At 58.7% G+C, this 11,306-nt stretch carries 7 protein-coding genes; 6 read left to right on the top strand and 1 reads right to left on the bottom strand.

Features of this window, described 5'->3' with window-relative positions; genetic code table 11:
• Positions 1-313 precede the first annotated feature (313 nt).
• Positions 314-1,021 (bottom strand): hypothetical protein, encoded by a 708-nt coding sequence (locus LI953_RS14610; protein ID WP_227076832.1) that lies wholly within the window; start codon positions 1,019-1,021, stop codon positions 314-316.
• 192 nt (positions 1,022-1,213) lie between these two features.
• On the opposite strand from LI953_RS14610, the gene LI953_RS14615 reads away from it, so the two are divergent.
• From LI953_RS14615 to LI953_RS14640, 6 genes are all read left to right on the top strand, one after another.
• Entirely contained in the window at positions 1,214-2,782 is a 1,569-nt protein-coding gene (locus LI953_RS14615; RefSeq protein ID WP_227076833.1) for a class I SAM-dependent DNA methyltransferase, read from the top strand.
• Between the two features lie 86 nt (positions 2,783-2,868).
• Positions 2,869-3,969 (top strand): Fic family protein, encoded by a 1,101-nt coding sequence (locus LI953_RS14620; protein ID WP_227076834.1) that lies wholly within the window; start codon positions 2,869-2,871, stop codon positions 3,967-3,969.
• Positions 3,969-5,312, top strand: a complete 1,344-nt coding sequence (locus LI953_RS14625; RefSeq protein WP_227076835.1) for a restriction endonuclease subunit S — start codon at positions 3,969-3,971, stop codon at positions 5,310-5,312. Before LI953_RS14620 ends, LI953_RS14625 begins: the two co-directional genes overlap by 1 nt.
• Positions 5,309-6,349 (top strand): virulence RhuM family protein, encoded by a 1,041-nt coding sequence (locus LI953_RS14630; protein ID WP_227076836.1) that lies wholly within the window; start codon positions 5,309-5,311, stop codon positions 6,347-6,349. Before LI953_RS14625 ends, LI953_RS14630 begins: the two co-directional genes overlap by 4 nt.
• A complete protein-coding gene (locus LI953_RS14635; RefSeq protein ID WP_227076837.1) occupies positions 6,346-9,516 on the top strand; it encodes a type I restriction endonuclease subunit R in 3,171 nt (1,056 codons plus the stop codon). The genes LI953_RS14630 and LI953_RS14635 overlap by 4 nt, the downstream gene beginning before the upstream one ends.
• 450 nt (positions 9,517-9,966) lie before the next feature.
• Positions 9,967-11,007 carry a GTPase gene (locus tag LI953_RS14640; protein ID WP_227076838.1) on the top strand — a complete coding sequence of 347 codons (1,041 nt, stop codon included), beginning with the start codon at positions 9,967-9,969 and terminating at the stop codon, positions 11,005-11,007.
• Positions 11,008-11,306 lie beyond the last annotated feature (299 nt).

An 11,306-nucleotide genomic window follows, 5' to 3' on the forward strand; every position in this document is an offset into this window, starting at 1 on the left:
CGCGCCAGGTAGCGCCGGCGCGCCAGGTGGGGGTTCAGGTCTGGAAGGCCGCCTCGGCCGCGGCGCGCGCCAGCAGCTCGGTCAGCGCAAGCAGGGCTGGATGGGCGGGCTGGCACGGAGCGGCTGCGGGGGCGCAAGATGACGGCGCGGGTGCGGGTACAGCCGGACGCGTCGAGGGGCCGGTGCTACTGCCAGTCTCTCGGGCGTCTTTCGGGGGATGTCCTGCGGTGGCCTTCATCGGCCAGAATGTGCAGGCGGACCCGAGGCAAATTCGACTTCAAAAATAAAAGTTTATTTTGAACCCTTTTGGCGGTCAGGTTAGCCGGAAGCGCAGCAGCCGCTCAGGGGGGATCTGGAACTTAGGTATGCTCAGCACCGTCGCCTCGAGTGCTTGCGCGGTTTCCACAATGCATTTGAGGATTTCGGGGCTGCGCAACAGCTGGTAAACCGGGGGCTGCGTGGCCAAGCCGCCGCGGCGCAGATGTGTGTAAACAATGTTCAGCCCCAGCGCGGCAGGCAGCACCGGCAGGCTTGGACGCCACACCCGGGTCAGGAAATTCTTCGGGTCGGGAGCCTCGCTATTGGGCCTGTCGAGCTTGTCGCGCCATTCCGCCAGGGCGGTGAGTGTTAGCTTGGTCACGCCAGGCGGCAACCGTGGCGGCGTTTTATGCAGGGCCTTTTCTATAAACGGCTTGGCGACGATCGCGGCCCGCAGGCGGTCGTGGTAGTGCCCCTCATAAGTTCGCAGCGCGGCCTGGCATTCGCTCTCGGTCAGCAGGGGATAGGCCGGCTTCATCACCTGGGGCGCCCAGGACGCCGCCTCGTCCTCGGCGGCAATGGCCTGCAAGGCGAGGTTGCACAGCGCCGCATGCGTCCAGGCGCGCTGTTCTTCCGCTTCGTCCCCCGATTCGGGGAACGCCAAGTAGGTGAACAACACCGCCCCGGCCTCATAGGTCGGCAGGCCGGAGAGGCGGATGCCGATCTCATTGGAATCGGTGATTTCAGGGCCCGGGCTGGACATATGGTCTTATCCGCGAATCGGTGAAAATGCCCGGTCATGACGCGGTCCAGAGGATCGCCTGTCAATGGAATTCGTCATAACCAACAGAAAAGAAACGAGAATTTTTAACAATACGTTTCTGGTCCAATGAATAGACAGGGCCTCGGCCCTTCAGATAGCATGCCGGACAATAGATTCGACCCAGGATAGCACATGGCCCGCCCCCGCAAGACCACCCCCGCAACGCCCAAGCCTAGCAAGGCGGCTAAAGCCCAGGGGGCGAAGCTGGGCTTCGAGGCGGATATGTTCCTGGCCGCGGACAAGCTGCGCAAGAACCTAGAACCCTCTGATTATAAGCACGTCGCTCTTGGGCTGATCTTCCTGCGCTATATCTCCACCGCCTTTGAGGCCAAGCACGCCGAATTGCTGGCCGAAGATCCCGGTCTGGCGGAGGAGAAGGACGAGTACCTGGCGGAGAATATCTTCTGGGTTCCGCCCGCCGGCCGCTGGTCGCATTTGCAGGCCAATGCCCGCCAGCCCACGATTGGCCAGCTCATTGACGATGCGATGACGGCCATCGAGGCGGAAAACCCCTCGCTGAAGGGCGTCCTGCCCAAGGATTATAACCGCCCGGCGCTGGACAAGGTGATGCTGGGCGAGCTCATTGACCTCATCTCCGGCATCGCCCTGCACGAGGTGGGGGAGAAGGCGCGGGACGTGCTAGGCCGCGTGTATGAGTATTTCCTGGGCGGGTTCGCGGGTTCCGAGGGCAAACGGGGCGGCGAGTTCTACACCCCGCGCTCGGTGGTGCGGGTGCTGGTGGAGATGCTGGAGCCGTTCAAGGGCCGCATTTACGACCCCTGCTGCGGCTCTGGCGGCATGTTCGTGCAATCGGAAAAATTCGTCGAGGAGCATGGTGGCCGGATTGGCGACATGGCGATCTATGGCCAGGAATCCAACTACACTACCTGGCGCCTGGCCAAGATGAACCTCGCCGTGCGCGGGATCGACGCAGAGATCCGCTGGAATAATGAAGGCAGCTTTCACAAGGATGAGCTGCGCGACGAGAAATTCGATTTCATCCTGGCCAATCCGCCGTTCAATATCTCGGATTGGGGCGGCGAACGCCTGCGCGAGGATGCGCGCTGGCAATATGGCGTGCCGCCCGTGGGCAACGCCAATTATGCCTGGCTGCAGCATATTATCTGGCATTTGAAGCCTAGCGGCACGGCGGGGGTGGTGCTGGCCAATGGCTCCATGTCCTCGGCGCAGAGTGGCGAGGGTGAACTCCGCCGCGCCATGGTCGAGGGCGATGTGGTGGATTGCATGGTCGCCCTGCCGGGCCAGCTTTTCTACTCCACCCAAATTCCCGCCTGCTTGTGGTTTTTGGCCCGCAATAAGCAGAATGGCCGGTTCCGCGACCGGCGGGGCGAGATTTTGTTCATCGACGCCCGCAAGCTCGGCCATCTGGTGGACCGCACGCGGCGCGAGCTTTCGGATGAGGATGTAGCTAAGATTGCGGGGACGTATCACGCTTGGCGCGAGGGCAAGAGCTACGAGGATGTGCCCGGCTTCTGCCGCGCAGCGAAGCTGGAGGAGATTGCCGGCCATGGCTTTGTGCTGACGCCGGGGCGCTATGTGGGCGCGGCGGATGCGGAAGAGGATGATGTGCCGTTTGAGGAGCGGTTCGCGGCGCTGAAGGAGAAGTTGGAGGCGCAGTTTGCCCAGGCGGACGACCTCACCGCCAGCATCCGGGAGCGCCTGAGGTCAGTCACCGTATGACATCATGTGCGCAAAACCCATTTTTCTTCGACATATCGGCGGGTCATGTTTATAAAACGCGTTTTTTTTAACATGTGCCGGCCGTCATGTTAAAGCCAACTTATGTCATTCCCGCGCTGCCTCCGGTTGTGGACCTTGAAACCGTCCCGGTCTTGAAGGCGCTGGCCGCAGCCAACCGCGCGCTGGCGGAACTCAAGGGCCGCGCCGCGACGATCCCCAACCAGGGCATCCTCATCGACACGCTCGCCTTGCAGGAAGCGAAAGCCTCCTCCGAGGTGGAAAACATCGTCACCACCCAGGATGAGCTGTTCCAGGCCGATTTGTTCCCCGAAGGCCCGCAATCGCCCGCCGCCAAGGAGGTCGCCCTGTACCGCGACGCCCTGCGCCTGGGCTATGACCGCCTGTTGAAGACAGATGGGTTGATTCTCAACGGCACGCTCATTGAGATGTTCCGCCTGCTTAAGCGGCGTGACGACGGCTTCCGCGCCACACCCGGCACGGCGCTGAAGAACGAGGCGAATGGCGAGATCGTCTTCGTGCCGCCGCAGGACGCGCAGGAGATCGTGGCGCACATGTCGGCGCTGGAGCGTTTTGTGAACGATGATGCGGTCTCTGCCCTCGACCCGTTGATCAAGATGGCGCTCATCCACCACCAGTTCGAGAGCATCCATCCCTTCCCGGATGGCAATGGCCGCATTGGGCGTATTCTCAACGTGCTCTACCTCACCCGCACGGGGCTGCTGGACATTCCCATCCTCTACCTCTCCGGCCACATCACCCGCACCAAGTCCGATTATTACCGGCTGCTGCAAAAGGTGCGCGACACGGGGGAATGGGAGGCGTGGGTGCTGTATATGCTGGAGGCCGTGGCGCAGACGGCGCGGACGACCCTGGCGCTGGTGGAGGGCATCCGCGGCCAGATGGCCAGCGTGAAGCAGCGTATGCGCACGCAACTGCCAAAACTCTACAGCCAGGACCTGCTCAATAACCTGTTCCGCCATCCGTACACGCGCATCGAATATGTGCAGAAGGATTTGAGCCTGAAATCCCGGCAGACGGCGGCGAAATATCTTGATGCGTTGGCGGAGGCGGGGTTTGTCGAGAAGCACCAATCCGGGCGGAACAACTATTATATCAACACAGCGCTCGTGGGGCTGTTTCTGGCTATGCCGGAGGGGCAGTCGTAATGCGTGAGTGGACACAAGTGCCATTCGGCGATCTGCTCAAAGAGAGCGTTCGAAACGGCATCTATAAGTCGAAGGAGTTCCATGGAACGGGCGCAAATATTGTAAACATGGGAGAGCTCTTTGCTTATCCCCGTTTGCGAGACGTCCGAATGAAGCGGGTCGAATTAAACTCTTCGGAACTAGACAGATTTTCTTTGAAGGAAGGTGATCTTATTTTCGCTCGACGCTCCTTAACCGCCGAGGGCGCTGGAAAATGCAGCATTGTATTAGAGGTTTCTGGTCCCACGACGTTTGAGTCGTCAATCATTCGTGCGCGTCCCGATCCAACCAAGGCAAATCCTCTATTCCTTTACTATTTTTTCTCGTCACCAACGGGATTGCACCGCCTAGACAGTATCAAAAGGCAGGTGGCGGTAGCCGGGATAACGGGCTCAGACCTAACTCAACTCATCATCCCCAAGCCACCTTTGGAAGAGCAAATCGAAATCGCCTCGATCCTGGGTGTTTTGGACAACAAGATCGACCTCAACCGCCAGATAAATGAGACGCTGGAAGCGATGGCGCGGGCGATTTTCAAGGATTGGTTTGTCGATTTCGGCCCCACGCGCGCCAAGATGGAAGGCCGCGCGCCCTATCTCGCCCCGGAAATCTGGTCCCTGTTCCCCGACCGCCTGGATGATGAAGGCAAGCCGGAGGGGTGGGAGGAGAAGCCACTGCGATACTTGGGGTCTGTATCCATTGGCGGCTACTGGGGAGACGATAATAAGGACGATACTGAAAAGGTTCAATTCCTCTGCCTTCGCGGTGTCGATTTAGAGCATTTGCGGGATAGAGGCGAGTGCCAATCAGCTCCGATAAGATGGGGCAAAATCGTGGCAATCGAAAAACGTCAGATAAAAAGCAATGATGTTCTTATTGCAGCATCGGGTGCCGGGCCATGCGGTAGATCGTTATGGCTTGGTGATCTGGCGGCAAAGTTGAGTTCGATCAGAGTTACGTATTCAAACTTTGTGAAACTAATTTCCTGTCGCTCTAAGGCGACAGCTTGCTTCTTAGATCGAATTCTTCTCGAAATGAGGAATTCAGGCGAGATTTGGTCATATGTGAATGGTACATCTGTACCCAATCTCAATGACGCCGGGCTCCTTGATGGTAAACGATTTGTTGTTCCGCCGGAGCCGGTTATGGAGGAGTTTGCCAAAATAATCCGACAGAATAACGAAATGTTGTTTTCTGGTGAAAGCGCTACTTTAGCAGCCACCCGCGATCTCCTGCTCCCCAAACTCATGTCCGGCGAAATCCGGGTCAAGGATGCCGAAAAGATTATGGAGGCGGTGGCATGAGCGGCAACCAGAAGGGCGAATTGCTCCTTTACCAAACCGAGGACGGGCGCGCAGCCATCCAGTTGCGGGCGGTTGACGGCACGGTCTGGCTGACCCAGGCCGAGATGGCCGTGCTGTTCGATTCGACCGTGCAGAACGTCAACCTCCATCTCAAAAATATATTTGAAGACAATGAGTTGCATGCAGATTCAGTTATCAAGGAATCCTTGATAACTGCCGCCGATGGTAAGGCGTATAACACGCGGCTTTACAATCTCGACGCCATTCTAGCCGTGGGCTACCGGGTGCGCGGCCCGCGCGGCAGCCAGTTCCGCCGCTGGGCGACGACCGTGCTGCGGGAGTATCTCGTTAAAGGCTTTGCGCTGAATGACGAAGCGCTGAAAGAACCAGGCGGGTTTGATTATTTCGATGAACTGCTGGCGCGCATCCGGGAAATCCGCGCCTCGGAGAAGCGATTTTATCAGAAAATCCGTGATCTCTTCAAAGCCACCAGCGTTGACTACAACGCCGCCGATGAGGCCGCGAAGGAGTTTTTCGCCACCATCCAGAACAAGTTGATTTTTGCCGTGACAGGCAAGACGGCGGCCGAACTGGTGGCCAGGCGAGCCGATGCCGCGAAGGCCAATATGGGGCTGAACAGTTGGGCGGGCAGCCGGGTGCGCAAGACTGACGTGGTGGTGGCCAAGAATTATCTGGCCGAGAAAGAAATGGCCGAGCTCAACCGGCTTACGACCATGTTTCTGGATTTTGCTGAGGATAGAGCAGAGCGCCGCCAGCAGATTGCTATGGCGGAATGGATTGCCCAAACCGACCGGTTCTTGAGCTTCAATGAGCGGGGGGTGTTGCAAGGCAAGGGGAGAGTGTCCCACACGCAGGCGGAGCAGATCGCGCATGAGCGGTTTGAGGTGTTTGATGCCGCGCGGCGGGTGGAGGAAGCGTTGGCGGCAGAGCGTGAGGCCGAGGCCGATTTAGCCCAGCTTGAGCACGCCGCCGAGACGCTGAAAAAGAAACTGCCGAAACCAAAACGGGGCGCATGATGCAGATCGCCGAGAGTCATGTAGAGGAAGCAGCGCTCGCATGGCTGGCCGAGCTTGGCTATCAGGTGATCAGCGGGCCTTCGATCGCCCCCGATACGCTGCATGCCGAGCGCGAGAGCTATGGCGATGTGGTGCTGGCGGGGCGGTTGCGTGCCGCCATCGCGCGGCTCAACCCGCATCTGGCCGAGGATGTGCGCGAGGACGTGTTCCGCGCCGTGATGCGGCAGGAAACCCCGTCGCTGGTTGAGGAAAACCGCCGGCTGCATGAATTCATCACCAATGGCGTGCCGGTGGAGGTGCGCCGGGCGGATGGGACGATCAGCGGTGAGATCGCCCGGCTGATGGACTTTGCCTACCCGAACGAAAATGACTGGCTGGCGGTGAACCAGTTCACGGTGATCGAGCACCAAGCCAATCGGCGGCCGGATGTGGTGCTGTTCGTCAACGGCCTACCGCTGGCGGTGATCGAGTTGAAGAACCCCGGCGATGAAAACGCCACGCTGGATGGCGCGCACCGGCAGTTGGAGACGTATAAGGGGCAGATTCCGTCGATGTTCCGCAGCAATGCGGCGCTGGTGATCTCGGATGGGTTGGCGGCGCGGATCGGCTCGCTGACGGCGGACCGCGAGCGGTTCATGCCCTGGCGGACGGTGGAGGGGGGCGATTTGGCGCCCAAGGCGCAGCCGGAGCTGGAGACGCTGCTGAAAGGCGTGTTTGAGAAGGGCCGGTTCCTGGCGCTGCTCAAGGATTTTGTGGTGTTCGGGGAGACGGAGAAGGGGCTGACGAAGATCCTGGCTGGATATCACCAGTTCCATGCCGTGCGCCATGCCATTGGCTGCACGCTGGAGGCCGCGCAGCCCGAGGGTAACCGCAAGGTCGGGGTGATTTGGCACACACAGGGCTCGGGCAAGAGCCTGCTGATGGCGTTTTATGCCGGGGTGGCGGTGAAGCATCCGGCGCTGGAAAACCCGACGCTGCTGGTGCTGACCGACCGCAACGATCTGGACGAGCAGCTCTTTGCCACCTTCAGCATGTGCAAGAGCCTGTTGCGCCAGACGCCCCAGAGGGCCGAAAGCCGCGAGGAATTGCGGCAGATGCTCGACCGCCCCTCGGGCGGGGTGGTGTTCTCGACCATCCAGAAATTCGCGCCGGAGCCCGGCAGCACAGTTTATGAGGTGCTGACCGAACGGCGGAATGTGATTGTGATTGCCGACGAGGCGCATCGCAGCCAGTACGGGTTCGGCGCCAAGATGAATCATAAGAGCGGCAAGACGGCTTATGGCTTTGCCAAATATCTGCGTGATGGGCTGCCGAATGCCTCGTTCATCGGGTTCACGGGCACGCCGATCGAAACCAGCGATGTGAACACCAAGGGGGTGTTTGGCGATTATATCGACATTTACGACATCAGCCGCGCCGTGGCGGATGGCGCGACAGTGCCGATTTATTATGAGAGCCGGCTGGCGCGCATCGCGCTTGATGAGGACGAGCGGCCGCTGATCGACGACGAGGTGGCGGAACTGACGGAAGACGAGGCCGAGACCGAGCAGGAACGGCTGAAGGCCAAATGGTCGCGGGTGGAGGCGGTGGTGGGCGCCGAGCACCGGCTGAAGCTCATTGCCAAGGACTTGGTCGAGCATGTGGAGCGGCGGTTTGCGGCGCTGCAGGGCAAGGCCATGGTTGTGTGCATGAGCCGCCGCATTTGCGTGGCGCTGTATGATGAGATCGTGGCGCTGCGGCCGCAATGGCATAGCGATGATGATGCCGAGGGCGTGATCAAGGTGGTGATGACTGGCGCGGCGTCAGACCCTGCAGCATGGCAGCCGCACATTGGCAAACGGCCCAAGGCGCGGCGCGAGGCGCTCGCCATCCGGGCAAAGGATCCGAAAGACCCGCTGAAGATTGTGATCGTGCGGGATATGTGGCTGACCGGTTTCGATGCGCCCTGCATGCACACGATGTATGTGGACAAGCCGATGCAAGGGCATGGGTTGATGCAGGCGATTGCCCGCGTGAACCGGGTGTTCAAGGACAAGCCGGCCGGTTTGGTGGTGGACTATATTGGCATCGCCCAGAGCCTAAAGGCGGCGTTGGGGCAGTATTCGAAGGCGGATCAGGACCAGACCGGTATCGATGAGGCTCAGGCGGTCGCGGTGCTGGTCGAGAAATATGAGATTGTCCGCGATATGTTCAGGCCGGGACGTCCCGGTGGGTTTGATTACCGACCCGCCTTGGCGCGAGATGCCACGCCGCAGGACAGGCTGAAGGTTATGGCGGGGGCGTATAACCATGTGCTGGAGATGCAGCAGGCCGATGCCGCCAAGGAAAAAACTGAGGAAGGGCGCAAGCGGGCCTTGCGGCGGTTTGCCGATGCCGTCCTGGCGCTGAGCAAGGCGTATGCTTTGGCGGCGGCGAGTGACGAGGCCAAAAAGCTTCGCGATGAGGTGGGGTTCTTTCAGGCCATTCGTGCTGCCATGGCCAAGACGGGAGCGGAGGGAGGCAAGAGCAAGGCTGACCGGGAGTTGGCGATCCAGCAGATCGTCAGCCGGGCGGTGGTATCGACGGAGATCGTCGATATTTTGCACGCGGCGGGTATCGCCACGCCGGATATCTCCATCCTGTCCGACGAGTTTTTGGCTGAAGTGAAGGAACTGCAGGCGCGCAATTTGGCGCTGGAGGCGCTGAAGAAGCTGATCAATGGGCAAATTCATGCCCAATCGCGGCAGAACGTGACCCAGGCCAGGGCTTTCAGCGAACGGCTGGAGGAGGCGATTGCCAGGTATCATGCCAATGCACTGACGACGGTGCAGGTCATTGAGGAGTTGATCAAGCTCGCTAAGGATATGAAGGCAGCACAGGCGAGGGGCGAGGACCTGGGGTTAAGCCCAGAGGAAATCGCCTTCTACGATGCTTTGGCTGAGAATCAGAGCGCTAGGGATGTGATGGGCGATCCAGCATTACGGGTTATTGCCCACGATCTTGTTGTCAGCATCACAGGTAATCTGCCGACTGATTGGATGCACAGGGAGGCGGCACGTGCCCGGCTGCGGCGTGATGTACGGAGAATCCTGCGGAAATACGGTTATCCGCCGAATCTCCAGGATACTGCAGTCCAGGCGGTGCTGCGCCAAGCAGAAGAGTTGGCGAAGGGGCTGGTAGATGCATGAAGACATTTCGAGGGCCGGCAGGCGCCCAACCCCGCCATTCCCGACCTCTGGCCGGGTGCTCCGATGCGGACATAACTAACACAGGAAGGTGTTGAGGTTGAGCGAGGCGGCTCTGCGCCCATTATGGTTACTTTCAGGATAGACATTGCGCGGTGCTACCTCTTGCGCCTCGTCAGTCTCCCCAAAGAAAGGAAAATAGAGCGGAGGACGCCGATAACGTCGCGCAGTTTGGATAGGAACGTGTCGTAAATTTGCCCGCTCAGCTCGCCTTTCTGGCAGTCCCGGCGGCGAATAAATTTGTCAACCGGATCAGGCGCTTGGCTCATGCCGGGAAGGGCACGGGGGTTGGCGGGGTGTTGCAACGGGGGAAGTTAAGAGCCCTGGACAGAGAAACATTTCGGCACCATAAATCTGAACAAATGGTTATGTTTCGAACTGTCGAGGGGTAGGATGGCTGAGGCTGATTATGAGGAAATCCGTCAAAACGCGGAAAAGTCCGCCAAGACGCCAGTTTATATTGCACTTTTTGGACAGCCGGGGGCGGGTAAGTCCTCCCTGATTAACGCCATCACAGGCAGGCCTGACCTAGTTAAGGTCGGGGTAGGGAACGACGAGACCTTCGAGCGTGAAGATCACGAGTGGAACGGTCTGTTTTTAAGTGACCTGCCGGGTTACGGCACGGCGAGATTCCCGGCAGATAAGTACCGGGAAAAGTTTAAGATAGACCAGTTTGACATATTTTTGTGTGTCACTTCCGGTAAACTCAAAGAGGATGACATCCTGTTTTTCCGTCAATTGCGGCAAGACGGGAAGCATTGCATTTTTGTCCGTAATAAGATTGATGCCGAATATCAGCCTGGACAAACAGATGCAGACTTGCGGGCAAGGATTAAAGAGAACCTTGCTCAGCAGATTGGCGAGAGTGTGGAGGTTGTCTTTACCAGTTGCCGAACAGGCGAAGGATTGGATGAGCTTCAAAATGCGATTGAGGGAAGCCTTGTTGGTGTAAAGCGGGATCGCTTCAATCGGTCGGCGGCCGCATACTCCAAGGAGTTTTTGGAGAAGAAAAAAAAAGCTTGTAGAGAATACGCTCTGTACGCGGCTGGTGTATCCGCCGCCGCAAACATGGTCCCCGTGCCGGGCTTAGGCATAGCGGTTGATGTTGGTGCTATCCTCGGCGCGATGGGGCTAATACGCAATGATTTCAATCTTACTGAAGCGAGGTTGGATAAATTCGCGCACATAGCCCCCAAATTTGCCCCAATCGCAAATCAAATTATCAGTTTTGCAACCAAAGAAGGGGTGTTGCAATTATTGAAGCGGTTTGCTGCCGGGCAGGTCGTAGCGGAAGTGTCTAAGTTCTTTCCGGGTATCGGAAGTCTTGTTGCTGGAGCTGTCAGCTTTGGCGTGAACATATTGATTCTGAATTTCTACATTGATGATTGCTCTGAGATTGCAAGTGAGATGCTCGCCAAGCATTTCAGAGACTGATCTTCTCTATCGGCTCCCTCTGCGTTCGGTGGACGCATAGCAAGTGTAGGATGGGTGAGCGAAGCGCTACCCATCGCTTTCGTACCGCACCAGATTGATGAGTTACGCTGCGCTGATCCATCCTACGTATTTTTAGCCATTTTGCCAACGACCGCTCTTTGGAACCGGACGGCAGAAACCGGCCAGTCTGCCTTCGGCCCGGGTCTGCCCATTAGCAGGGGGCGACCAATGTTAACTCTCGGTTGTTTCTGGCCCCCGCAACCACCGACAATAAACCCTCGGGAACAGAACGTGACCGG

It is taken from the genome of Acidocella sp. KAb 2-4, from assembly GCF_020567705.1.
Lineage (GTDB): Bacteria > Pseudomonadota > Alphaproteobacteria > Acetobacterales > Acetobacteraceae > Acidocella.